The 24353-nt window shown below is 65.7% G+C and carries 25 protein-coding genes and 1 tRNA gene; 13 read left to right on the top strand and 13 right to left on the bottom strand.

Going from position 1 to position 24353, the window contains the following annotated elements; genetic code table 11:
* Positions 1 to 34: 34 nt before the first annotated feature.
* Both VJ109_RS09865 and VJ109_RS09860 read right to left on the bottom strand, forming a co-directional pair.
* The gene (locus tag VJ109_RS09865) at positions 35 to 646 is read right to left on the bottom strand and encodes a 30S ribosomal protein S7 (RefSeq protein WP_324756405.1); all 612 of its coding nucleotides are present in this window, start codon (positions 644 to 646) and stop codon (positions 35 to 37) included.
* A gap of 2 nt (positions 647 to 648) precedes the next feature.
* Positions 649 to 1077 (bottom strand): 30S ribosomal protein S12, encoded by a 429-nt coding sequence (locus tag VJ109_RS09860; RefSeq protein ID WP_276223153.1) that lies wholly within the window; start codon positions 1075 to 1077, stop codon positions 649 to 651.
* Between the two features lie 182 nt (positions 1078 to 1259).
* Here VJ109_RS09860 and VJ109_RS09855 point away from each other — a divergent pair, with 182 nt between their 5' ends.
* Positions 1260 to 3650 carry a methyl-accepting chemotaxis protein gene (locus VJ109_RS09855; RefSeq protein WP_324756403.1) on the top strand — a complete coding sequence of 797 codons (2391 nt, stop codon included), beginning with the start codon at positions 1260 to 1262 and terminating at the stop codon, positions 3648 to 3650.
* A gap of 48 nt (positions 3651 to 3698) precedes the next feature.
* On the opposite strand, the gene VJ109_RS09850 is transcribed toward VJ109_RS09855, so the two are convergent.
* From VJ109_RS09850 to VJ109_RS09825, 6 genes are read right to left on the bottom strand one after another with little or no spacing between them, the layout of a single operon-like run.
* Positions 3699 to 4124, bottom strand: coding sequence for a NusA-like transcription termination signal-binding factor (locus VJ109_RS09850; RefSeq protein WP_324756402.1), 426 nt, complete (start codon positions 4122 to 4124; stop codon positions 3699 to 3701).
* Entirely contained in the window at positions 4124 to 5299 is a 1176-nt protein-coding gene (gene rpoA2 / locus VJ109_RS09845) for a DNA-directed RNA polymerase subunit A'' (RefSeq protein ID WP_324756401.1), read from the bottom strand. Before rpoA2 ends, VJ109_RS09850 begins: the two co-directional genes overlap by 1 nt.
* Before the next feature lies 1 nt (position 5300).
* Positions 5301 to 8210 carry a DNA-directed RNA polymerase subunit A' gene (locus VJ109_RS09840; protein ID WP_324756400.1) on the bottom strand — a complete coding sequence of 970 codons (2910 nt, stop codon included), beginning with the start codon at positions 8208 to 8210 and terminating at the stop codon, positions 5301 to 5303.
* A 1-nt stretch (position 8211) separates the two neighbouring features.
* Complete coding sequence (gene rpoB, locus VJ109_RS09835) at positions 8212 to 10038, bottom strand: DNA-directed RNA polymerase subunit B (protein ID WP_324756398.1); 1827 nt, start codon at positions 10036 to 10038, stop codon at positions 8212 to 8214.
* Positions 10039 to 10041: 3 nt separating this feature from the next.
* Positions 10042 to 11607 carry a DNA-directed RNA polymerase subunit B'' gene (locus VJ109_RS09830; protein ID WP_324756396.1) on the bottom strand — a complete coding sequence of 522 codons (1566 nt, stop codon included), beginning with the start codon at positions 11605 to 11607 and terminating at the stop codon, positions 10042 to 10044.
* Positions 11607 to 11834 (bottom strand): DNA-directed RNA polymerase subunit H, encoded by a 228-nt coding sequence (locus VJ109_RS09825; protein ID WP_276223166.1) that lies wholly within the window; start codon positions 11832 to 11834, stop codon positions 11607 to 11609. The genes VJ109_RS09830 and VJ109_RS09825 overlap by 1 nt, the downstream gene beginning before the upstream one ends.
* Before the next feature lie 282 nt (positions 11835 to 12116).
* Between VJ109_RS09825 and VJ109_RS09820 the strand changes: the two genes are divergently transcribed.
* The 4 genes from VJ109_RS09820 (at position 12117) to VJ109_RS09805 (ending at position 13891) form a co-directional block, all read left to right on the top strand.
* A tRNA-Asp gene (locus VJ109_RS09820) sits at positions 12117 to 12189 on the top strand.
* 106 nt (positions 12190 to 12295) lie between these two features.
* Positions 12296 to 12949: a hypothetical protein gene (locus tag VJ109_RS09815; protein ID WP_324756392.1), complete on the top strand. Its 654-nt coding sequence runs from the start codon at positions 12296 to 12298 to the stop codon at positions 12947 to 12949.
* Positions 12950 to 13051: 102 nt separating this feature from the next.
* Positions 13052 to 13372, top strand: coding sequence for a winged helix-turn-helix transcriptional regulator (locus VJ109_RS09810; protein ID WP_324756390.1), 321 nt, complete (start codon positions 13052 to 13054; stop codon positions 13370 to 13372).
* 30 nt (positions 13373 to 13402) lie between these two features.
* Positions 13403 to 13891: a metallophosphoesterase family protein gene (locus VJ109_RS09805; protein WP_324756388.1), complete on the top strand. Its 489-nt coding sequence runs from the start codon at positions 13403 to 13405 to the stop codon at positions 13889 to 13891.
* On the opposite strand, the gene VJ109_RS09800 is transcribed toward VJ109_RS09805, so the two are convergent.
* Positions 13866 to 14657 (bottom strand): inositol monophosphatase family protein, encoded by a 792-nt coding sequence (locus VJ109_RS09800; protein WP_324756386.1) that lies wholly within the window; start codon positions 14655 to 14657, stop codon positions 13866 to 13868. The two genes, VJ109_RS09805 and VJ109_RS09800, sit on opposite strands and share 26 nt — an antisense overlap.
* Positions 14658 to 14679: 22 nt before the next feature.
* Positions 14680 to 15003, bottom strand: coding sequence for a hypothetical protein (locus VJ109_RS09795; protein ID WP_324756384.1), 324 nt, complete (start codon positions 15001 to 15003; stop codon positions 14680 to 14682).
* A gap of 114 nt (positions 15004 to 15117) precedes the next feature.
* Here VJ109_RS09795 and VJ109_RS09790 point away from each other — a divergent pair, with 114 nt between their 5' ends.
* On the top strand, positions 15118 to 15882 hold the full coding sequence (locus VJ109_RS09790) for a coenzyme F420-0:L-glutamate ligase (protein ID WP_324756382.1): 765 nt from the start codon (positions 15118 to 15120) through the stop codon (positions 15880 to 15882).
* Position 15883: 1 nt separating this feature from the next.
* Positions 15884 to 16858: a 5,10-methylenetetrahydromethanopterin reductase gene (locus VJ109_RS09785; RefSeq protein ID WP_324756380.1), complete on the top strand. Its 975-nt coding sequence runs from the start codon at positions 15884 to 15886 to the stop codon at positions 16856 to 16858.
* Here the strand turns inward: VJ109_RS09785 and VJ109_RS09780 are convergent.
* Positions 16815 to 17033: a DUF8024 family protein gene (locus tag VJ109_RS09780; protein ID WP_324756378.1), complete on the bottom strand. Its 219-nt coding sequence runs from the start codon at positions 17031 to 17033 to the stop codon at positions 16815 to 16817. The two genes, VJ109_RS09785 and VJ109_RS09780, sit on opposite strands and share 44 nt — an antisense overlap.
* 83 nt (positions 17034 to 17116) lie before the next feature.
* On the opposite strand from VJ109_RS09780, the gene VJ109_RS09775 reads away from it, so the two are divergent.
* The 6 genes from VJ109_RS09775 to VJ109_RS09750 all read left to right on the top strand — a co-directional run bounded on the left by VJ109_RS09775 (position 17117) and on the right by VJ109_RS09750 (position 23174).
* Positions 17117 to 17377 (top strand): DUF7573 domain-containing protein, encoded by a 261-nt coding sequence (locus VJ109_RS09775; protein ID WP_324756376.1) that lies wholly within the window; start codon positions 17117 to 17119, stop codon positions 17375 to 17377.
* 153 nt (positions 17378 to 17530) lie between these two features.
* Positions 17531 to 18490, top strand: coding sequence for an AAA family ATPase (locus VJ109_RS09770; RefSeq protein WP_324756375.1), 960 nt, complete (start codon positions 17531 to 17533; stop codon positions 18488 to 18490).
* On the top strand, positions 18487 to 19458 hold the full coding sequence (locus VJ109_RS09765; protein WP_324756373.1) for a DUF58 domain-containing protein: 972 nt from the start codon (positions 18487 to 18489) through the stop codon (positions 19456 to 19458). Before VJ109_RS09770 ends, VJ109_RS09765 begins: the two co-directional genes overlap by 4 nt.
* A complete protein-coding gene (locus tag VJ109_RS09760; RefSeq protein WP_324756371.1) occupies positions 19455 to 21653 on the top strand; it encodes a transglutaminase TgpA family protein in 2199 nt (732 codons plus the stop codon). Before VJ109_RS09765 ends, VJ109_RS09760 begins: the two co-directional genes overlap by 4 nt.
* Positions 21654 to 21707: 54 nt before the next feature.
* Positions 21708 to 22001: a stress response translation initiation inhibitor YciH gene (gene yciH / locus VJ109_RS09755; protein ID WP_004516073.1), complete on the top strand. Its 294-nt coding sequence runs from the start codon at positions 21708 to 21710 to the stop codon at positions 21999 to 22001.
* 93 nt (positions 22002 to 22094) lie between these two features.
* Entirely contained in the window at positions 22095 to 23174 is a 1080-nt protein-coding gene (locus VJ109_RS09750; RefSeq protein WP_324756368.1) for an ATP-binding protein, read from the top strand.
* 18 nt (positions 23175 to 23192) lie between these two features.
* Here the strand turns inward: VJ109_RS09750 and VJ109_RS09745 are convergent, their stop codons facing one another.
* Entirely contained in the window at positions 23193 to 23633 is a 441-nt protein-coding gene (locus VJ109_RS09745) for a hypothetical protein (RefSeq protein WP_324756366.1), read from the bottom strand.
* 82 nt (positions 23634 to 23715) lie between these two features.
* Positions 23716 to 24333: a GTP-binding protein EngB gene (engB, locus tag VJ109_RS09740; protein WP_324756364.1), complete on the bottom strand. Its 618-nt coding sequence runs from the start codon at positions 24331 to 24333 to the stop codon at positions 23716 to 23718.
* Between the last annotated feature and the right edge of the window lie 20 nt (positions 24334 to 24353).

The raw sequence follows: 24353 nt of genomic DNA, 5'->3' as shown, positions 1-24353 counted from the left end.
CGGCCCGCGACGCGGGCAGCAAACGATCGAGTGGTTACCGCGCAGCGGCGGCGACGCGCTCTTTCTCTTCTTTCTGGTTGACGGCGTAGGCCTGGACGTCGTTGTTCGCAGCGCCGATCAGCTGCTGGGCCAGGGCCTCTGAAGCGTCGGTCGTCGTCTTGAACGAACTGCCGTAGACGCCTTCGGCGATGAACTTCAGAGCCTGGTCGACGCGGCGCTGGGGCGCAACGTCGACGGCCTTCGGGACGGAGATGCCACCGTACTTCAGGCGGACAGTCTCCTCACGCGGGGCGCTGTTCTCGACGGCACTGACGAGCACTTGGACGGGGTTCTCTTCGGTGCGCTCGTGGACGATCTCGAACGCGTCGCGGACGATCGAGGTCGCGAGCTGCTTTTTGCCCGTGTTCTCGTCGGTCTGCATCAGACGGTTGATCAGCCGTTCGACGATGCTGATCTCGCTTTTCTTGAACTGCTTGTCGGTGTGACGACCCATCGTGTGAGCGATGGGCGTGACAGTGATGTAGCGCTCGGTCGACGGGTCGGAGTATTCGATGTCGGTGACCTCCCACTCATCGAATAGCTTCGCGCGAGCAGTCTCGTCGTCGGCGCCGGGTGCGTCCGGCTCGGGGGAATCCTCTGTACTCATGATTAGCGGACCGGTTTCTCTGCGTTACCGCGAACGAGTTCGATCAGCGAGACGCCGTTTACCTTCTCGACCTTGTAGTTGACACCCGAGAGGTCGCCCATCGCACGACCCTTCGCGCCACCGATCCCGGCGATGGTGACTTCGTCGTGTTCGTCGATGAAGGAGATAGCGCCGTCACCGGGACAGAAGGCGGTGACCTGTTTGCCGTTCTTGATCAGCTGCACCCGCACGCATTTCCGGATCGCGGAGTTGGGCTGTTTCGCTTCGATTCCGACCTTCTCCAGAACGATGCCACGACCCTGAGGCGCACCCTCAAGCGGGTCGGACTTCTTGCCGAGCCCGCGCTCTCGTCGCGCGTAATCCGAGTCGGACCACCGGTGCTTCTGGCGGTCCTTTTTGAGTTTGCGGGCGGCGTATTTGCCGTTCGTCATAGTACGAACTCGTATCCAACGGAGGTACTTAAGACTCCTCTTTCCGATCCGCGCACGCACCGCGTGTGTCGTGGTCTAGCGCGTGAATCCGGCACGTCGATAGCCGTATTCACACCTGATAACCAGGGGGGTGGATTTACTATCGGTCTCACGAAAGCATCCGGAAACCACTCGGGACAGGAATGAAGGCACGATCACTACTCCCAGCTGCGGTCCGGAACAGCTACTTACGAAAGTTCGCCCTCGCGGTCGGTGTCATCGCCGTCGTCGTCCTCAGTGCGGGACTGGTAGCGCAGGGGTCCATCGCATCAGAACTGACCACACAGCGCAACGACGAACTGCTGACGGCCACGGAACAGGAAGCCGCGGCGTTGGATCAGTGGGTCAGCGAACAGCGCGAAGCGACCAGACTCCTTTCGAATCACTACTACATCAGCGGCGCTACAGACACCCGGATCGAAGCGACGATCAAGAACGAACGGGAACGGCGGAACCGAACCGTCGACGAGATCCATCTGGTGAATCTCGCGACCAACGAGATCGACCGGAGCACCAACGAATCGATGACCGGGACGACCCTCTCGGAGATGTCGATCGCCTGGGAGCGCGGGACACTCGTCTTCGACGGTCGCAACGACGTCGCCCGTTCGAAGGTGTTCCGCTGGGACGGCGACTATCATATCGCCTTCGCCAGCAAGATCCCCGACCGCACGCGAGCGGTCGTGTTCACCTACGACATCAGTACGCGCGGCTCGCAGTTCCGATCTACCATCGAGGGCGGGAAGACCCAGGTGCTGTCCCCGGCCGGTGAGATACAGATCGCCGAGAACGAGTCGAGAATTCTGACCCGCTACGCCGACGGCACCGAGAACGAGGTACTCCAGGCCAGCCGAAACACCACGAACGGGACCGTCCAGGGCGGCGGTGAGCTGTTCGCCTACACCGAGAGCGACGAGACGAACTGGGTCCTCGTCAAGCGAGTTCCCGTCGAGAACGCCTTCGCGGTCCGGAACCGCGTCCAGCGGAACATCTTCGCGTTGCTCGGCCTCGCGCTCGTCGGGTTCGTCGCCTTCGGGGCCTTCGTCGGCCGGGACATTCGTCGGTCGCTCGCGGCGGTCACAAACCGGGCCGACGCGCTAGCGGCTGGCCGGATCGGCGACGACACCACGGACACCGACCGGATGGACGAGATCGGACAGGTCGAAGACGCCTTCGGTGACATCGCGTCGTATCTCCAGACGGTCGCCGACCAGGCCGACGCGCTGGCCAGACAGGAGTTCGACGACCCCGCCCTCGACCGGGAGGTCCCCGGCCGACTCGGCGAGTCCCTGGACGCGATGCGGGTCGACCTCGAAGGGTTCATCGACGACATCGAACGGGCAAAGACCGAGGCCGAGCAGGCCCAGCGGGAGGCCGAACAACTGGCCGAGTCGCTGGAACGCCAGGCCGAGGAGTTCTCGACGGTGATGCGTGCCGCCGCGGACGGCGACCTCTCACAGCGACTCGACACCGACACCGACAACGAGGCGATGTCCGAGATCGCGACGGCGTTCAACGAGATGGTCGCCCAGTTGGGACAGACCGTCGTCCACATCCGGGAGTTCGCCGCCGACGTCGAGGACTCCGCAGAGCAGATCAGCGCCAGTGCGACCGAAGTCCAGAACGCGAGCGAGGGGGTCAGCCGGTCCGTCCAGGAGATCGCCGCCGGTGCCGACGACCAACACGAACACATCCAGCGGGCCTCCGACGAGATGTCGAATCTCTCCGCAACTATCGAGGAAGTCGCCTCCCAGGCCGACGAGGTCGCCACCACCTCCCGGGAGGCTGCCGAGATCGGTGAGACCGGACGCACTCGCGCGACTGACGCCGTCGACGTAATGAACGACATCGAGCGCCGGGCCGAGACGACGATCGACCGCGTCGAGGCACTCGACGAGGAGATGGCCCGGATCGGCGAGATCGTCGACCTCATCGACGACATCGCCGAGCAGACCAACATGCTCGCGCTGAACGCCTCGATCGAGGCCGCCCGGGCCGGCGAGGCCGGCGAGGGCTTTGCCGTCGTCGCCGACGAGATCAAGCAGTTGGCCGAGGAGACCGGCGAGGCCACCGAGGAGATCTCGACGGTCATCGCGGAGGTCCAGTCCTCGACGGGCGAGGCCGTGACCGACATCAGGGAGATGGGCGACAGCGTCTCCGAGGGAATCGAGACCGTCGACGGGGCGATCGAATCACTGGAAGCCATCGTCGACCGGGTCGAAGCGGTCAACGAGGGGATACAGTCGATCAACGCCGCCACCGACGAACAGGCCACCGCGACCGAGCAGACCGTCTCGATGGTCGACGAGATCGGTTCGATCAGCGAGGAGACCGCCGGTCAGGCAGAGGACGTCGCTGCCTCGGCAGAAGAGCAGACGGCGACGATCAACGAAGTGAGCGACAGCATCGACTCGCTGGCCGGCCAGGCGACCGACCTCCGGGAACTACTGGGGCAGTTCGACGTCGAGACAGCCCAACACGGCAGCACCGGGGGCTACGATCCCGACGACGAAGCGGCGGCCGACGACGACTGATGGGGTCATCGCTGGTGGGTCCAGACGCGAAAGAACTGCCGGACGGCCTCAGGTCAATTCGATGCCGTCGATCCCGTAGTGCCGTCGTGCGAGGTGTCGCGCCGCGTCGATGTTCCGGCCCTCGCGGCCGATCGCGGCACCACGATCCTCCTGTGCGACCTCGACGTACGCGATCGTGTCGTCGTTCTCCGAGATGGTGACGTTGTACACCGCCGCCGGAGCCAGCGCGTTCGCGACGAAGTCCTCGGCGGTGTCGGCGTCCTCGACCAGTTTCACGGGTCGGCCGATCCGTTCCTCGACGGTCGTGACAGTCTCGCCGCCAGGTCCAATGGCGTCAGCTATTTCGCCGCGTTTCACCAGGTAGACGACCTGATCGTGGGTCTCGTCGATCACGCAGTCTCGGACGGTGACGGCTGCCTCGTCCTCGAAGAGGGCGACCAGCTGTCGCGCGTCGTCCGAGAGCTCGACGCGCATCAGTCCTGACTCGCGCCCATCCGGAGGTCGACGTCACCTGTCCCGAGCTTGATCGGCTTCCCGACGATGACGTTCTCGGTGACCCCGTCGAGTTCGTCGACTTCGCCGTGGATGGCGGCGTCGAGCAGGTGATTGACCGTCACCTCGAAGGCTGCTCGGGCGAGCACGGAGTCTTTCGACCCCGAGATGCCGTGGCGGCCGATCGATTCGATTGTCCCCTCGTTTGTCATGATGTCCGCGACCAGCATCAGATGGCGGACGTTCACGTCGTCGAGCCCCTGCTCTTCGAGGGTGTTCATCGTCTCGTTGATCAGCGTCTCGCGGGCCGCCTCGATGCCCAGTTCCTGGTTGATTTCGTGGATGTTGTTACACGTCGTCCGCGACGCGTCGACACCGTCGATACCGAGCACTTCCCCGAAGTCCGACCCCTCGGTGTAGAGGACGAACTCCTCGCCGTTGTCGGTCTCCTCCTTGCGGATGACGACCCGGGAGATGTCCTCGATCCCTTTGAAGACGATGTCGCGCAGCTCCTCGACGAGCTGGAGGAGGTCCCGGTAGCTGGGCTCCTCCGGGCCGAACTCGATGACGGTCCCGACCTGCCGGGCCGTGACACCGAGGTTGGATTCGATGGTGTCGGCGATCTCCTCGGCGATCGCGTCGACATCGTTGACGGTCGGCCACCGTTCTAACAGCGTCTGTTCGTTGAGGTCGATCTCGACGAGCATGTCGGCGACGTTCGTCGAGATGTCACCCAGCGCGAGAATCTTCGTGGCCTCGATCTTCCAGACGACCTCGTGAGCCCGCTCGCGGTCTGTCGCGTACTCGTCGTCCAGATGGACCGTCATCATCGGCGTGTCCGGCGTTTTCCGGGCGTCGACCAGTTCGATGAGCCGCGGGAGTCCCTGGGTCACGTCGATCTCGGCGACACCGGCGTAGTGGAACGTGTTCATCGTCATCTGCGTGCCGGGTTCCCCGATCGATTGGGCCGAGACGGTCCCGACCGGATCGAGCGGGTCGACGCGGGTGTTCTGGTACTTCGACTCGACGGCCTTGGCGATGCGGTCGGCCTCCTCGACGTCGACCTCTCGCTCTTCGATCGTGCTGTACACGTCGTTTTTGAGCCGCCGGGGAAGGTCCGTGTCCTCGACGACGGCCTCGATGTCTTCGGATACCATGTTAGTCGTCCCCCTCGGCCATCCACCAGTCGTCGGCGTGTTCCGAGAGGTTGGTGCGTTCGGTACGTTGCCCGAGGAAGCTCTGTTTCTCGTCCTCGCTGTCGAACTCCTCGTTCAGGACGTTGTCGGCGATCTCTTCGACGTCGACGGCGGCCCCCTCCTGACTGGAGGAGACGTTGACCGGCGAGGTCCCGTCTTCGCCGAACTCGAACTGGACGATGGTGTCCGAGGTGTCCCGGACGGTGCCGTCATACTGCGTTTCGAGTTCTGAGAGGGCGTTGATGAGCCGGCGCTGGAGGTAGCCGGACTTGGAGGTCCGGACTGCCGTATCGACCAGCCCCTCGCGGCCACCCATCGCGTGGAAGAAGAACTCCTTCGGGCCGAGCCCGGACCGATAGGAGGACTCCACGAAGCCGTGGGCGTCCGAGGAGAGATCGTCCTCCTCGAAGTGAGAGAGTGTGCGGTTCTCGTAGCCGCGGTTGATCCGCTCACCACGGACTGCCTGCTGGCCGACACAGCCAGCCATCTGCGTGAGGTTCAGCATCGACCCACGCGCGCCGGACTCGGCCATCACGACCGCCGGGTTGTCGTCGCTGAAGTGGTCTTCGGCGATGTCACCGGCGGAGTCACGTGCCTTGCCCAGCGTCTGCATGATCTTCATTTCGAGGGTCTCGTCGACCGTTCGACCGGGCAGCGATTCGAGATCGCCCCGCTCGTAGGTCTCGATGAGTTCCTCGACGCGGTTGTAGGCGTTGTCGATCGCGTCGTTGATCTGTTCTTCTGCCTCGGCGGGGATGGACTCGTCGTCGATACTGATAGAGAACCCGAAGTGCATGATCGACCGCATCGCCAGCGCGGAGATCTCGTTGACCAGGATCCGCGCGCGGGTCTTCGAGTAGTCCTTCGCGATGGTGTCGACGACTTCGCCGCCGAAGGCACCGACAGCGTCCTCGTCGATAGTGCCCGAGACCATCTGTCCGTCCTCGATGACGACGTTGTCGCCGGCCGAGGAGGTGAAGTCCAGGTTGAGATCGTCGGGCAGGAGTTCCGAGAACAGCGAGCGGCCGGTCCAGTAGGGTTCGCCGGCCTCGTCCTCGCCGTCGGGGGCGGGCAGTTCGTCGATACGTGTCGCCCGGAGCATGTCCAGAGCCTGAGTCTCGTTGAACTGCGGGTTGGTGTGAGTCAGCAGGTAGGTCCCGCTGATGTGGTCCTGAATCGCGCCGATGATGTTCTCGCCGAACCGGGGCGAGAGCATCTGTTCCTGCACACGCATGAGGACCCGGGCCTCCGCACGGGCCTCCTCGTTCTGCAGCGCGTGCATGTTCATCTCGTCGCCGTCGAAGTCGGCGTTGTACGGCGGACAGACCGTCGTGTTCAGCCGGAACGTCTTGTACGGCATCACGACGACCTCGTGAGCCATGATCGACATCCGGTGCAGCGACGGCTGGCGGTTGAACACGATGATGTCGCCGTCGACGAGGTGGCGGCTGACCTCCCAGCCGGCATCGACCTTCTCGGCGAGTTCCTCGCAGTTCTTCTCGGTGACCTTGAGCCGACGGCCGTCCGGCCGCTGGACGTAGTTGGCGCCGGGGTGGGCCTCTGGCCCGTTTGCGACGTAGTGGCGGGCCTCGTCGAGATTGCGCTCGTTGACGTTCATCGTCTGGGTCATCTCCTTTGCGACCCGGTCGGGAACGCCGACCTCGTTGAGCGAGAGGGTCGGGTCCGGCGAGATCACGGTCCGGGCGGAGAAGTTGACGCGCTTCCCGGACAGCGAACCGCGGAACCGTCCTTCCTTCCCCTTGAGACGCTGGGAGAGAGTCTTCAGTGGCCGGCCGGAGCGGTGTCGCGCCGGCGGCGTCCCGCTGATCTCGTTGTCCATGAACGTGGTGACGTGGTACTGCAGCAGTTCCCAGAGGTCCTCGATGATCAGCTGGGGCGCACCGGCCTCGCGGTTCTCCATGAACCGCTGGTTGATGCGGATGATGTCGACCAGTTTGTGGGTGAGGTCGTCCTCGGACCGCTGGCCGTTGTCCAGCGTGATCGAGGGACGGGCCGTCACCGGCGGCACCGGAAGCACGGTGAGGATCATCCACTCGGGCCGGGACCGCTCGGGGTTCATCCCCAGGACTTCGATGTCCCCGTCCGGGATGTCCTCGAACCAGTCCCGGATGTCGCTGGGCATCAGCTTGTTCATGTCCTCTTCGGTCAGGTCGACGTTGAGCGCCTTCTCCAGTGCTCGTCGGTCCTCCTGTCGGGGGCGGAACTCGCCGCTGAGGATCTGCTGGACGCGCTCGGCGTCGATGCCCGTCTCCTCGGCGAGGTCCGTCGGCGCGATCGGATCGTCGGCCTCCTCCATGGCCGCGGCGATTCGCTCGGGGTACTCCGAGGACAACACCTGCTGGACCTCGTAGTAGGTCGTTGGCTTCTCGTGTTTGATGTCGTACTGCTTCTCGCCACAGAACGGACAGCGGTCCTTCTTGCGTGCCTGGCGGATCGCCGACTTGGTGACGTCGTTGAGGTCCCGACCGAGGTCACGCGTCCGCTGGAGCTGTTCGCCGAACTCCTCGCGTTCGCTCTCGTCGAGACAGAGCCGCGAACAGTCCCGGCAGGTCCCACGAAGGAGCCGTCGGATGAGCTTCGCGAAGCCGACGTGGATCACCGGCGCGGCCAGCTCGATGTGCCCGAAGTGGCCGTTACACGAGCCGGAGTGTTTCCCGCAGGTCTTACACTCCAGGCCGGGATCGATGACCCCGAGTCGGGGGTCCATCAGCCCCATGTCGATGGGGAAACCGTCGTCGTCGTACGTATCGGCCGTGATTACCTTCGTGGCCGACATGTCTCGGTACTCCTCGGGGTCCATCAGCCCGAAGCTGAGTTGCCCGATCTCTTTGGGTGTCTGCTGTGAACTCATCTTAGACTGCGTCCTCCAGTTCGATTCGCGGAGCGATACCCAGTGCCTTCATCTCGTCTAACAGGAGCTTGAACGCGTAGGACATCTCGACCTCGTGGATGTCGGTCTCCTCCTCGCAGTTGGGACAGTAGATCCGCCGCTGTTCGACGTTCTCGACGGCGGTCATCCCGCACTGGCCACAGACGTTGATCCACTCGCGGTCGGACTCGTCGAGCAGGCGCTCTTTGAGCGCCATCGCCGCGCCGTGTCCGATGAGCACGTCCCGTTCCATCTCCCCGACGCGCAGGCCACCTTCGCGGGCGCGACCTTCGGTGGGCTGGCGGGTGAGGACCTGCACCGGCCCGCGTGAACGGGCGTGCAGTTTGTTCGAGACCATGTGATACAGCTTCTGGTAGAAGATATCCCCGACGAAGATCTCGGCCTCGATCTTCTCGCCGGTAACGCCGGAGTACATCGTCTCCTTGCCCGACGAGGAGAACCCGTGGTCCTCCAGGGACCCGCGGAGTTCCTCCTCGTCCTCGCCGGTGAAGGCGGTCCCGTCGACGCGCCGGCCTTCGAGTGCGCCGACCTTGCCGCCGATCATCTCCAGGATGTGTCCGACGGTCATCCGGGAGGGAAGCGCGTGGGGGTTGATGATGAGGTCCGGCACGACACCCTCCTCGGTAAAGGGCATGTCCTCCTGGGGTGCGATGTGACCGACGACACCCTTCTGCCCGTGTCGGGAGGCGAACTTGTCGCCCAGTTCCGGGATGCGTTCGTCACGCACGGAGACCTTCGAGAGCTTCGAGCCGTCCTCGCCCTCCATCAGTGTGACCGTGTCGACGACCCCGGATTCGCCCGAGCGCATCGTGACGCTGGTCTCGCGGCGTTTCTGGGGCGAGAGGCCACCCATGTCGTCCGGTTCTTCGAGGAACCGGGGCGGGCTGGTCTTGCCCAGCAGGACGGCGTTCTCGCCGACCTGGGTCTCGGGGTTGACGAGCCCGTCGTCGTCGAGGTGGGTGTAAGCTTCCTCGCCGCGTGACCCACGGACCTCGTCGTCGGGAATCTCGAAGCGGTCCTCCTGACCGCCCGGATAGCGCCGTTCCTCGCCCTCGTAGGTCCGGAAGAAGTGCGACCGGGAGAGCCCACGATCGACCGAGCCCTGGTTCATGACCAGAGCGTCCTCGATGTTGAACCCCTCGTAGGACATGACCGCGACGACGAAGTTCTGTGCCGCCGGGCGGTCGTCGTAGCCGATCTGCTCGGTGGTCTGGGTCTTGACCATCGAGAGCTGCGGGTAATGCAGGAGGTGCTGGCGCGTGTCCGGTCGGATGCGGTAGTTCGCGCTTGGCAGGCCCAGGGACTGTTTGATCATCCCCGAACCCATCGTGATCCGCGGGCTGGCGTTGTGCTCGGGGTAGGGGATCATCCCCGCGCCGATCCCGAACATCAACTGCGGGTCGATTTCGAGGTGCGTGTGGTTCTCGGTGAGTTCGTCCTCGTCGACCCCGACCAGGATGTCCTCCTCTTCCTCGGCGTCGATAAACTCGACGAGTCCGCGGTCGACCAGATCGTCGAAGCCGAGTTCGCCCGCTTTGAGCTGCTCGACCTCCTCCTCGGAGATGAGCGATTCACCGTTCTCGACGATCAGCAGCGGACGCCGAGCACGGCCGGCGTCGGCGTTGATGATGACCTCGTCCGTGCGGTCCTTGATCGACACGTTGACCATCTGGGAGACGTCCCCCCGTCGGCGGGCCTGTCGGACCTGTTGTGCGAGCTGTTCGGGGTCGGGGTGTGTCCCGACCAAACTACCGTTGACGTATACTTTGGCTTCTCGTCCCTGACTCATTGTTTAGTCGTCCGCGGGCGTCTGTTCGATCGATTCGATGCCGGGGATACCCTGGACCCCCATCTCGGCGAGTTCCTGTTTCAGTTCCTGTGGCTCCGCAACGTCCTGTGAGAGCTCCATGGCTTGTGCGAAGTTCTTCACCAGGCCACAGTTGGGACCCTCGGGCGTCTCCGAGGGGCAGATACGACCCCACTGGGTCGCGTGGAGGTCACGCGCCTCGAAGTGGGGCTGGCTGCGCGATAGCGGCGAGCGGAGGCGCCGGAGGTGTGAGAGCACGCCCATGAAGTCCGTCCGGTCGACCAGTTGGCTCACGCCGGAGCGGCCCCCGACCCAGTTCCCCGTCGCGATGGGGTGTTCGAGCCGTTCGGTCAGCACGTCCGAGCGGACCACCGTCGAGACAGAGAGTTGGCGGTTCCGCATGTTCGCGCGTTCGAGCTGATACTTCACGTCCCGGGCGAGCTTGTTCAGCGCGGTCCGGAACAGGTCGGTCATCAGGTCGCCGCTGACCTTCAGCCGCTTGTTGGCGTAGTGGTCCTTGTCGTCGGACTCCCGACGATTCAGCGCGAGTTCGAAACACGCCTCGGCCATCCGGCAGAGGTAGTAGGCCTTGTTGATCCGGACCTCCTCCTCGTCGACGCCCTCCTCGTGGAGATGCGGGAGCAGGTACCGATCGATGACGTAGTTGGCGCGTTTGAGTTGGTAGTTCTTGCCCTGGCCGGAGGCGACGCGCTGGCCCAGCGTCTCGATGGCCTCCTCGGTCGTCTGGACTTCCGCTTCCTCCAGGTTTTCCAGCATGAACTTCACGATCTCGGGGTCCTCGCTCACCCGGTGGACGATCTCCTCGTCGGATTCCAGCCCGAGCGCGCGCACGAGCGTCACGAAGTCGATGCTGCCCGAGACGGACGGGAAGGATACTTCGAGCAATCCATCACGGGTCCGTTCACAGAGCACGAGCGCGCGGTAGCCACGGCGCTGGGAGAAGGTCTTCGCGACCTGGACCTCGTCGCCGTACTTGGTGTCGTACTCCGCGAGGATCTTGTTGGGCGCGAGGTCCTCGCTGGTCATCAGCACCCGCTCGGAGCCGTTGACACAGAAGTAGCCACCGGGGTCGGCGGGGTCCTCGCCGATGTCGATCAGTTCCTCGTCGGAGAAGCCGACGATGTTACACTTGTTCGAGCCGACCATGATCGGCATGCGACCGATCTTCGTCTCGGTCCGGTCGACGACCTCCTCCGGTTCCTCCTCGCCACCGCGGACGATGGCCATCTCCATGAACACCGGCGCGGAGTACGTGATGTTGCGTAGCCGGGCCTCCTGGGGATAGAGCAGTTCCTCGCTGCCGTCGGCCTCGCGGACGCGAGGGGTGACGACGCGGACGTCGCCGAGTTCGACCCACACCGGCTCCTGGCCTTCCTTGTCGCCGATGTCGGTATCGATTGTCTCTTTCTCGTCGACGACCTGTTGCATCCCTCGATCGAGGAAGGCGTTGAACGAGCGGAAGTGGTGTTCTGCGAGCCGTTCCTTGCCGAAATATTCGCGTGAGATCTTGCGGCGGTCCTGTGTGTCCATTATTCCACCACCAGTCGGTATACGACTGCTTCGTCGGTGGTTCGCGAGTCGCGGACGATACGGATGACGTCACCGACCTCGGCGTCGTCCGGGAGTCCCGGATCGGCGCGTTTGATCTTCGGGAGGTCGGTCTTCTTGATATCGTACTCGTCGAGCACTGCCTCGAGGTCGTCCTCGTCGACGACGCTGTGGTCGGGGACGAGGTCGTGTTGACTTACATCTACCATGTGTGTGCGTGTGCGTGGGGCCTGTGGCTGGAGAAGGTTGCTGTCACGAGATACTACAGGCACTTATCGTCGGGACGCATATAACGCTTGCCAACTTGGCCGGCAGCAGCTATCTGACCCCGGCCCCACACACGGACCGTGAGAAGCGCTTGCGTACAGAGCGGTTCGGCCAGCGCAGATATAGAAGTTTGGGTCCCGTCACGGGTCACCATCCCAGGGCGCCACCGTTTGGAAAGTCTTAATACTCCCACCGGGATACGAATGAGTGCAGCAAGGCAGCGTGCCCGGATGGTGTAGTGGCCCATCATACAACCCTGTCACGGTTGTGACGCGGGTTCAAATCCCGCTCCGGGCGTTTCTCTGAATTTAACTCGACAAGCGACGCGTCTCGTCGCCGAAGCACGTCTCGAATCGCCGTACACGCCGATAGACTGTTTAGGTGCCGACCAGAACAAGTAGGCATGGACGACGTGGACGGCGAGGAGATGCCAGGGGCGATCGTCGAGCCGTTCCTCGAACGGGAGGAAGGAGCCAGAGCGTTGTTGCGAGAGCTCGAACGACTCGCCGTCGAGGGACGCCACGAGGAGGTCCGCGAGCGAGTCAGGGACCTCGCGGAGAACAACGAATCCGTCTTCTATACGGTCGCGTTCAGCTTCACGAACTCCCGGCAGTTCTTCGGCGACGTGGAGGCCCAACTGGATGTCACCGCCGCCGACCGGCTCCGGGACATCGCAGAGACGTTCCCCTCGCTGGCCGAACCGTTCAACATCGTTCGCACGGAGATCGCCGAGGACCGGCACAACCCCGTGACCGACACGAGCTACACGGTGACCTACCACCACGGCGTCGAGTCGCCGATGGTGACGTACCGACCCCGTTCGGGAGACGTAGATCTGTACGAGTCAAGCGGTACCCCGAGCGAACTCCTGGGTGTCTCGACGGATCTGGCGGCGGCGACGACCGACGCTCTCGATGTCGCCCTGGAGAACGACTACTCGGTCAACACCGAGGAGTTGAGCGCGCTCATCGACAGGCGCGAGGAACTAGAGACCGAGCTATCGAAGCTCCGGGATCAACTGGACGAACTCCGTCGGACGCCTGTCAACGACGAGTGAGTCAGCGGCGTCTCCGACCGTTATTGTTGGATTTCGTGAAGGAAGACAGTGGAACTGTGGCGTTTATGTATCGTCGTCCAATACGTGGGAACAAGATTCTCAATGGGACTGGACCGACTGACAGATCAGGTCGACAAGGAAAGTCGCGACCTTGCCATCCTCGAAGCCGTCATCGAGGCGGGGCCGATCGGGATCGTCCGGCTCGCAGAGGAGACCGGTATCGCCGAGCACAAGGTGCGGTACTCGCTGCGGATGCTCGAAGACGACGAACTGGTCGAGCCGACGCCACAGGGCGCGGTTCCGGCTGACAACATCGACGAGCGAATCGCCGCCATCAACGAGGGGATCGACGACCTCGTCGCACAGCTCACGGAGCTTCGCGGACTCACGCCAAGCGTCGAACCCGCAGAGAGCGGGCAGTAGTCATTTCTGGGACGGTTGTCAACTGTCGGTATGGAGATCGCCATCGTCAGCGACACGCATATTCCGTCACGGGCCAGCGAGATTCCGGCCCCGTTCCAGGAGCGTATCGAAGCGGCCGACCACGTGATCCACGCGGGCGATTTCGACAGTGACGGGGCGCTGTCGAACGTCCGAGCGATGTCGGCCCGGCTCACCGCCGCCGCGGGGAACATGGACCCACGGATCGGGCTTCCGGAGACGGCGACGGTCGAACTCGGCGGCGTGACCTTCGTCGTCACCCACGGGACCGGCTCACGGCGGGGGTACGAAGACCGTGTCGCCGACACGGTACGGCGCGAAGCCGGGGCCGACGCCGTCGGTGTCGCGGGGCATACTCACGAACTGCTGGACACGGTCCACGACGGCGTTCGGCTCCTGAACCCGGGCAGCGCGACCGGAGCGCCGCCGGCCGACCGGACGACGATGCTGACCGCCGACGTGAGCGACGGCGACCTCAGTCTAACGGTTCACGAACGCTGACGGCCGTCGCCAGCAGTTCTTCGGCCGCTTCGCCGGTCGGTGCGAACGCAGACAGTGGCCCCTCGGAACGGCGGCGACAGCCGGCTTCGGTCGCCAGCAACTCCCCGGGGACCTGCTCGCGCTCGTCGGGATGGAGACAGACGAACCCGTCTAGCCCACCGCGGGACAGCAGCGCCCAGTGGACGACGGGCGCCCAGGTCTGGATACATCGCTTGGCGGTCTGTCCAAGTTCCCAGCGGATCTCGTCGGCGTTCTCGCGCCCGGGACCGTCGTAGACGACGGGATGTCCGATGACGAAGGCGACGGTCCCGGCCTCGACGGGTGGCGTCTCGCCGTCGGTGACCGAGACCGACTCGCCGTTGTGGGTCACGCCACCGTCCCGGACGGCGACGTAGGTGTCGTCGAGCGCCGGGAGGGAGACCGCCGCGGCAGCGGGAGCGTCGGTGTCGGCGTCGACGGCCGCGACGGAGACCCCGAAGGTCGGGATGCCGGCGGCGAAGTTGTTCGTCCCGTCGAGGCCGTCGACGACCCAGCGGTAGTCGCCGTCGCCCTCGTGGTGCCCGGACTCCTCGGCCGTGATGGCGTGGTCCGGGAACTCGGCCCGGAGGTGGTCGACGATCCGTCGCTCGGCCTCGCGGTCGGCGTGGGCCTTCACGTCGGTGGTCCCGTACTCGGCGTCGGTCGTTCCGTCGACGAACCGCTCACGGAGGTAGTCGCCGGCGTCCTCGGCAGCAGTCCGTGCGACAGGTGCGAGATCGGTCGACACGACGGCATCGTCGGCCAGGACGCTATCGGCTCTTTCGGTTCCGACCGAGGCGGGCCAGCGCCCACAGACAGACGACGCCGCCGACGGCCGCCAGGGCGGCCCCGACCGGCCGGAGTACCCCACCCGGCAGTCGTGTGATCGCCGCGGGAGCCTGCGTCGTCGGGACGAGCAGAAAGCGGAGCCCGAGCCCGACGACGACGAGCAGGCCGCCGACGCCGTAGTCCCGGCGCACGTCAGTGGTCGCGGTGCCGCCAGTGACGGTCCTGACGGCGTGAAACGCCAGGAGCAACCCCGCGGTCGACCCCATCGCGTGCAACAGCACGAACGCCGCGAGCCGGGTGTCCATACCGCCCCTGGGGGACTCCCGGTGACACCCGCCGCGGTACCGGCATCGGTTGCCGCCGTCGGCCGGGCTTGCATCTATCGGGGTCCTTTTTCCGACAGCGACCCCAGCGGGGGTATGGAGGTCTTCGCGGTCGAGGGGCTACCCGAAGTGCGACCCGGCGACGACATCGCCCGCCTCGTCGTCGAGCAGACGGATCTCCGGGACGGCGACGTGGTCTGTGTCGCCAGTACGGTCGTCTCGAAGGCGGCGGGCCGGCAGGCCGATCTCGACGACTACACCCCCGGCGAACAGGCCCGCCGGATCGCCGACGCTATCGGGTCGGTCACCGGCGAGCGCAAGGACCCCCGGTTCGCACAGGCCGTCGTCGAGGAGAGCGAGGAGATCCTCACGGAGGCCCCGTTCGTCCTTGCAGTCACCCGGTTCGGTCACATCACGGTCAACGCCGGCATCGACCGCTCGAACGTCCCGGACGCGGACCTGCTCTTGCTTCCCGAAGATCCGACTGCGAGCGCGACGCAGTTGCGGGCCGACATCCGCGAGCGGGCGGGCGTCGACGTGGCGGTGATCGTCACGGACACCTCGGGACGGCCGTTCCGCCTGGGCCAGCGTGGCGTCGCGCTGGGCTGGGCCGGCGTCCCGGCCGCACGCGATTGGCGCGGCGAACACGACCGCGAGGGACGGGAACTGAGCGCCACCGTCCAAGCGGTCGTCGACGAACTCGCCGCTGCCGCCAACCTGGTCACCGGCGAGGGTGCCGGCGGAACCCCCGTCGCGGTCGTCCGTGAGTTCGCCTTCGGCGATCACGACGACAGCGACGCCCTCTATCGCGAGGAGGACAGCGATGTCGTCCGCGAGGCGCTCAGGGAATGGTCACTGTAACATGTACGCTATCGAACTCACCCCGGAACACCCGGTCGCACAGCTCGCAGACTTCGCCACCCAGGCCGAACAGGAGGGCTTCGACGCCGTCTTCGCCAGCCATCACTACAACAACCGCGACCAGTTCATGGCGCTGTCCCAGATGGCCGCTCGCACCGACGAACTCCTGTTGGGGCCGGGCATCGCCAACCCCTACGAGACCCACCCGGTGACGCTGGCCTCGCGAGTCGCCACGCTCTCCGAGCAGAGCGACGGGCGGGCCGTCTTCGGCGTCGGACCGGGCGACAAGTCGACGATCAGGAACCTCGGGTTCGACCACGACGACGCGCTCCGGCGGGTCTTAGAGACGTTCAAAGTCGCCCAGCAACTCTGGGACGGCGAGCGCGTCGACCACGACGGGACCTTCGAGGCCGTCGACGCCGGCCTCAACTACGACGCCGGTGAGATCCCGGTCTACGTGGGCGCACAGGGGCCACACATGACACGGATGGCGGCGAAACACGCCGACGGCGCGCTGTACAACGGCTCACACCCGAAGGACCTGGCCTGGGCTCGCGAACAAGTCACGGAGATGGCCGACGACCGCGTCGCCGACAGCGAGTTCGACCTGGCAGCCTACGCCAGCGTCTCGGTCGCCGAGGACGCCGACGCCGCCCGCGAAGCCGCGCGCCCGCCGGTCGCGTTCGTGGCCGGTGGCTCACCCCCACCCGTGCTGGACCGCCACGGCATCGACCACGACACCGCGGGCGAGATCGGTGACGCCATCTCCGCCGGCGAGTTCGAGGAGGCCTTCGGGATGGTGACCGAGCCGATGCTGGACGCGTTCTGTGTCGCCGGCACGCCGGACGAAGTAGCCGAGCGGACCGAAGAACTGCTTTCCCACGCCGACAGCGTGGTGTTCGCGTCGCCACTCGGTCCCGACATCGAGACGGCTATCGACCTGCTTGGGGCGGTTGTCGACCGCCAGCACCGCTGAACAGCGAGAGCACGGCACCGATCGAGAGGTAGCCAAAGACGGCCGAAGAGAGCCCGACGAACGTCGCACCGATGAGGATCAGGATCGCGGAGATGGGGTCACCCAGTGCGATGTCGATGAACTTGCCGGGCATGTCAATGACGCTCTGGACGAGTTGTGAGAGGAGGCCTTGCATACCCGGCCGTTAGCTGTGGCCCCACTTTGTGTTTCCGTTCGTGGCGAGTCAGGTATTTCCCGCTGGCGCGGTAGCTACCACGTATGGCCGAAGACGTTTCGCTCGACGAATTTCTGCACGACGACGAGTCCGCTGAGTCCCCGGCTGAGGACGCAACGGGATCGGACCCGACGAGCGACGACGGTACAGCGACCGACCGTGGCGAGTCCGACGCCATCGAACCCGCGACGACGACCTACGCCTGGTCCGACGACGGGGCGGCCTGTGCAGCCTGTGGCACGGTCGTCGAGCGCCGCTGGCAGCAAGACGGCTCCCTCGTCTGTCCGGCGTGCAAGGAGTGGTAACGCGAGTGTGTGTCGGGTGCCCATCCACCAGAGTTACGTGTCCTCACACCTAAGGAGCCGCCACACTGGAACCGCGCATGGAGTGGGCGAACACCCGTGACGACCCGATTGTCACCCTCCCGTCGCCGGTGTTCGTCGCGCGGGCCACAACCCATGACTGACACGGATACATCACGCGGACAGCAGTCGGACAGTCCCGTACGTGACGCGACACGGGTCGCGACGCGCGTCATCGAGAACGTCGAGGAAGTCATCGTCGGCCACCACGACGAGATCGAACACATCGTCATCGCCCTGCTGGGTCGCGGCCACGTCCTCCTGGAGGACGTCCCCGGCGTCGGCAAGACCATGCTCGCCCGGTCGGTCGCCGCCTCCTTCGACGGGGAGTTCAAGCGGGTGCAGTTCACCCCGGATCTGCTCCCCACCGACGTCACCGGCGTCAACGTCTTCAACCAGAAGACCCAGGAGTTCGAGTTCCGGCCCGGTCCGATCTTCGCCAACGTCGTTCTGGGCGACGAGATCAACCGCGCCCCGCCCAAGACCCAGTCGGCGCTGCTGGAAGCGATGGAGGAAGGGCAAGTCTCCGTCGACGGGACGACCCACGCCGTCCCCAGCCCCTTCACCGTCATCGCCACGCAGAACACCGTCGAGCGCAACCGGGCCTACGACCTGCCGATGGCCGAACTCGACCGGTTCATGACGAAGCTCCACCTGGGCTATCCGGCGGCCGACGAGGAGTCGGCGATGCTGGGCGAGGTCGTCGGCCACCATCCCATCGAGGAACTGACCTCGGTGGCGACCTTAGAACAGCTCTCGGCCGCCCAGAACACCGTCGCCGACGTGACCGTTGAGGAGCCGATCCGGACCTACGCGACGCGGCTGGCTCGGTTCACCCGCGAGCACGCCGAACTGGGCGTGAGCCCGCGGGGGAGTATCTCCCTGCTCCGGGCCGCACAGGCCCGGGCGGTCCTGGACGGCCGTGAGTACGTCGTCCCCGACGACGTACAGACCGAAGCGCCAGTCGTACTCCCCCACCGGATCAGGACCGACAGCAGCGACCAGTCGGCAGCCGATCTCGTCCGGGACGCCCTGGACACCGTTTCAGTCGAATGAGACCGACACGCCGGGGTCTGGCCGTCCTGCTCGTGGCGGCGGGCGCGTTCGCCATGGGGACACGGTACGGACAGGCCGGTCTGAACGCCGTCGCCGGCCCCGCAATCGTGCTGTTCCTGGCAGCGACGGTCCAGGTGCTGTGGGCCGGCCCACCGACGATCGACCGGGAACAGCCCCGCCGGGGGTATCCCGGCGACGAGCGAACCGTCGCGTTCGACGCCGACGGGAGTGGTGTCGCTCGACTGACCGACAGCGTGCCCGACGGCGTCGACGGCGGCGGGCAGGTCACCCGCTCGCTGCCCGCGACAGTCCGGTACGACGTGACCTACACCGACCGCGGTCCCCAGCAGTTCGGCCCGGTCGAAGCCGTCGTCACCGATCCGCTGGGACTCGTCCGCCGACAGTACACGATCGAGGCGACGACCGAGACACTGGTGTACCCGCCGGTGTACCGGATCGGCGGCCCGGAGACGTTCTCCCGGACGCTTGCGCCCGACGCCGAGGACCGGCAAGCGTTCGACCGCCTGCGCGAATACGTTCCCAGCGACTCGCTGCGGGACGTCCACTGGAAGTCAAGCGCCAAACGCGACGAGATGCTCGTCAAGGAGTTCGCCGACCACCACAGCGACCAGGGGTTGCTCGTCGTCGGCGAGGCCGACGAGGGGGCCGCCGACGAGATGGCGGCCGCCACCGCGACGGTCGCGATGGCCGCACTGGAGGCGGGACTGACCGTCGAGTTGACCGTTCCGGGTGGGACCGTCTCGAAGGGATACGGCGACACCCACCGGACCCGACTGCTGGAGACGCTCGCACGGACCGGCGCCGGCGAGACCGGGCGGGCCGACGCGGCCGACATCCTCGTGACGGCCCGCGAAACGGGCGTGACCGTCACCATCGAGGGGCGCCGGCACCGCTTCGGGGACGTGACGACCAGCCGCGAGAACCCGCTGGTCGGGGGTGAGGCATGAGCGGTCCGACCGTCTGGCTTCGGGACCGGTTGCCCGACGATCCCCGCCTGTTCGCGCTGCTGTCGGTCGCGCTGGTACTCGGAGCGCCGCTGCGGACGATGTACCACCTCACCGACGTGGTCGGATCGCCGACGCTGTTTCTCGTGTTGGTGGCGCTAGCACTGGCCGGTGCGACCCTGATCGCCCGGGTGCTACGGCCCGGTTTCGCCATCGCGATCGGCGCCGTCCTGTTTACCGCCGGGATCGCCTGGTACGTGACGAACCTCTCGACCGATCCCGAACTGGCTGCGCTGGTGCGTGACACGATCGCACTCGTGACCGGGCGATCGTTGCTCCAGATCGCCAACGTCCGGCTGTGGGTGCTATCGTTCGCGCCCGCACCGGTGTTCCTGACGTGGTATTTCGCCCTGCGACGGTGGTACGTCACCGCGACAGTCAGCGCGGGGACGACGCTCGCCTTCTTCGTGCTGACGACGGACGCCGGGCTGGTGACGACGCTGCTCGGCGTGGTCGGTGCGGTCGCGACGCTCGGTTTCGGGAACCTGGACGTGATCGACGAAGGGACGGAGCCCGCCCCCGACCCCGACGTGGACGGCGCCGGCGACGGTGTCGACGCCAGCCGGCGGGCGGTACTGGAACAGCTCGCGGCAGTCATCATCGTCCCGTCGGTCGTCTCGACGATCCCCTCGGTCACGGGGAGTTCGTTGTCGTTTACCGACGACACCGACGGTCCGACCATCGAGACGAGTCTGATCAACGCCGACGAGACGCTCTCTATCCAGGGCGACATCTCGCTGACGCCGACCGTGCGGTTCACCGTCGAGAGCGACGAACCCCGCTACTGGCGGGTCGCGGCCTACGACCGCTACACCGGTGACGGCTGGGTCCGAACCGGGAGTGCGCGCTCCTACGGTGGACGCCGGCTCTCAGGCCCGGACGGCGACAGCCGGACGCTACGACAGTCCTTCGAGGTCGAATCGGCGATCGCGACGGCCCCCGGTGCCTGGAAAGCGGTCCGGTACCGCGGCGATCCTGACTTCGAGGTGACCGCCCACGACGGGTTCCAGCCGGCGGGGGAGCTGTCGGCCGGCGACAGCTACGAGGTCACCTCCGAGGTCCTGCTCGCGACACCCCAGCAGCTCCGGGACGCGGGAACCGACTATCCCGACCAAGTCCGCCAGCGGTACCTCCAGTTGCCCGACAGCACACCCGATCGGGTCCGCGAGCGGACCACGACGCTGACCAGCAACGCCGAGAACCCCTACGAGACGGCGCTGGTCGTCGAGCAGTGGCTCGAAAACAACCGTGAATACTCCCTCGAGGTCGACAGACCCGACCGGAACGTCGCCGATCGCTTCCTGTTCGAGATGGATCGAGGGTACTGCGTCTACTTCGCGACGACGATGGTCGTGATGTTACGGACCCAGGGTATCCCGGCACGGATGACAGTCGGCTACACGCCGGGCGAGCGTGTCGACGAGGAGCAGTGGGTCGTCCGCGGGCTGAACTCCCACGCCTGGGTCGAGGTGTACTTCCCCGAGCAGGGGTGGGTGCGGTTCGACCCGACCCCCACCGGCCCGCGCGAACAGGCCGAGCAGAGTGAACTCGAAGACGCCCGCGGTGCCGCGGTCCCCAACGTCGATACCGGGCAGACCGGCAGCCAGGGGTTCAGTGCGACACCGACGCCGACGCCGCCACCGCTGACCGAAACCGACACGAACGCGACAACCGACACGGGCGCGACGCCGACGCCGCGACAAAACAATCCCGACACGCCGTCCGGACCAGGGAATCCCGGGGCGGCCGCCGACGGGATCGGCAGCGACATCGATCTCCCGTCCCGGGAGGAGGCCACACTGGGAGTCGTCGCCCTCCTGGGAGTCGCCGCGGGCGCCCGCCGAAGCGGACTCTCGGAACGCCTTTACAGGGCGGTGTGGGTCCGGTACCAGCGACGGGTCGACCCCGAGACGGATGTCGAGCGGGCGTTCCAGCGTGTGATGTACGTCCTCAGTCGCCGGGAACGACCACGTCGGGACGGTGAGACGGTCCGGGCCTACCTCGATGCAGTCGATGCGGACCGACGGATTCGTCGGCTGGCACAGCTACGCGAACGGGCGCGATACGGCGGCCGGGTCGACGAGGCGACCGCCGACACAGCCGTCGAACTCGCCGACGAAGTGGTCTCCGAGCAGTGAGCGTCGGGTTCCCCCGACAGTGTTTAATAGGAAGGTTTCGTACTGCCCGATGTAATGTCGGAAGTCTGCTCGACGTGCGGGTTGCCTGAGGAGCTCTGCGTCTGCGAAGACGTGGCCAAAGAGTCCCAGGAGATCAACATCCGCATCGACGAGCGCCGTTACGGGAAAGAGGTAACGATCATCGAGGGGTTCGACCCGAAAGACGTCGACATGGACTCCCTGTCTTCGGATCTGAAGTCAAAGTTCGCCTGCGGCGGGACGGTCGAAGACGGCCAGATCGAACTCCAGGGCAACCACACCGGTCGCGTCGAGGACTTCCTCCGCGACAAAGGTTTCAACGTCGCCTGATCACCTGAGTTCCCTTCTGTGGTCCGTCACCGACGTTATCAGTGGCGACACTGGGGGTACAACGTTTTTCCCTCCTGATCTCTCGAAACCGGTATGGACCGCCACCGGATCGCCGAAAAGTCGCCGATCGGCGTGATTCTGTTCGGCGGGCTGTTGCTCTTTGCCGCCGTGTTCTATCACATCGACGAGTTGCTCTTGCTGGACGACCCGGTGGGTCCAGCCCTGGCGCTCCTGCTCGATGGCACACCGGCGCTGGCGCTCGTCGTCGTCGGGTATTGGCTCTGGTACTCGCCCTTCGATCCCAAAGGGCGGTGGACGGTGTCGACCTGGACAGTCGCCGGGAGCCTCGCCGGCGGGCTCGTCATCGGTGGGACCATCGGCGTCCGACTCTACGAAGGGCGACCCCTGGTAGAACCGGTGTTTCCGCTGTTGACCGGGCTCGGGATGGGCGGGGTCGCCGGCGCAGTCGCCGGCTACTTCAACGCGCGAGCGAAGCAGGACGCGCGCCGCGCCGCGATCCTGACCGACGCCTTGTCCTTCGTCAACACCGTCATCAGACACGATCTGTTGAACGATCTGACGGCGATCCGCGGGCATGCAGATATCCTCGCCGAGGAGTACCGGCCGGAAAGCGTCGACGTCATCAGTCGGAAGGCCGACGAGGCGACCGAGCGTATCGAGACCAGTCGGTCGATCGTCGAGACGGTGACCGGTAACGGGAGCTTCGAGCCGGTCGATCTAGTTGCGGGGGTCGAGGCGGTGACCGCACAGACGAGGGAGACGACACTGGCGACAGTGACGACCGACTGTCCCGAGACGGCGATGGTCCGGGCCAACGACGGACTCGAATCGATCGTCGACAACCTCGTCGAGAACGCCGTCGAACACGCGGAGGGAGCCGAGCCGCGCACCCACGTCGCCGTCAGCCGGACCACCGGGACGGTCCGGCTGACCGTCGCCGACGACGGCCCGGGCATCGACCAGGCGACCGCACGCACACTGTTCGACGACGCCTCGGGCGACGCGAGCGGGCTGAGCATCGTCGACCGCCTCGTCGCGGCCTACGACGGTACCGTGTGGGCGACCCCCCGCAGCAGGTACGACGGACTCGGGGCACCCGAGTGGGACGAGGACGGCGGGACAGTGTTCGTCGTGAACCTCCCGGCGGCCTGAGCGAGTGCGGGTCCAGAGTCACCGCAACGTCCGGAGTCCGAACTGATCGAACCAGTGGTCGACCCCGGTCCGAAGCAACGCTTCGACGATCCCGACGGCGACTGCGACACCCAACAGGAGCGGCCAGACGGTCAGATACGACGAGAGCGGGTGGAGGTGACTGCCGTAAAGGGACTGCCAGACCGTATCGCCCAGTATCCACAGCGTCATCAGCGTCGGTGTGAGCAACGACAGCCTGAGCAACAGATACAGCGGGACGGCACCGGTCAGGAACATCCCGGCACCGGTCAGGAACATCCCGCCACCGGCATAGAGGAAGCCGACGGCGACAGTCGGAAGCGAGCTCTCCCCGAAGGACACACCCGACGAGAAGATCCAGGCGAGGACGACTACTGCGTAGCCGACGCCACAGGCCGTCGAGACGACACCGGCACTGTGGCGGGAGGGCAGCCGGACCATATCAGAGGTTCCGGCGCCGACCACAAAAAGTCAATCGGGAGACGTGTCGGCAGCCCGGTCGACGCGGGACGGTGACAGCACCTCAGAAGAACTGAAACAGATCGTCACGCTGTGCGTCGTGGAGGTGGGTCCTGACCGCTTCGTTCAGGGCGTCGATATCGCCGCGTTTGGCGCTGATCGGTGCGATCGTCTCCTGCCACTGCTGCCAGGGCGGGTGCAGCCCCAGCCGATCACAGAGTTCGTTCAGCCGTTCGTCCTCGTCGTCGACCTTGTCCATCTTGTTGACCGCGACGACCGGTTCGACGCCGACCTCCCGGAGGAAGTGGAACATCTCCACGTCGTGGGGGATCTCGTCGGGGCCAGAGTGGCGATCGATGATGTCGACGACGGCCTTCCCGTCGACGACGAGGACGCCGACCAGGATCTTCTCGGCGTTGGTCTCGACGTAGCGGACGACATCGGCCTTGATCCGCTCGCGCACGTCGTCGGGGACGCCCTTCATGAACCCGAAGCCGGGCAGGTCCGTCAGCACGAAATCGGGGCCGGCCCAGTCGTAGTGGTTCGGGCTGCGGGTGACCCCGGGGTTCTGGCCAGTGTCGAAGGTGTGGCCGGTCAGCTCCCGCATCAGCGTCGACTTGCCGACGTTGGATCGGCCGACGAGGACCACCTCGCTGCCGCGGTTGGGGCGTGACTCGAACATACCCCGTCTACTCCGCCGAG

The sequence above is a fragment of the Haloarcula montana genome, from assembly GCF_035666295.1.
Taxonomy (GTDB): Archaea; Halobacteriota; Halobacteria; order Halobacteriales; family Haloarculaceae; genus Haloarcula; species Haloarcula montana.
This window is presented reverse-complemented; position numbering and strand designations above follow the sequence as displayed.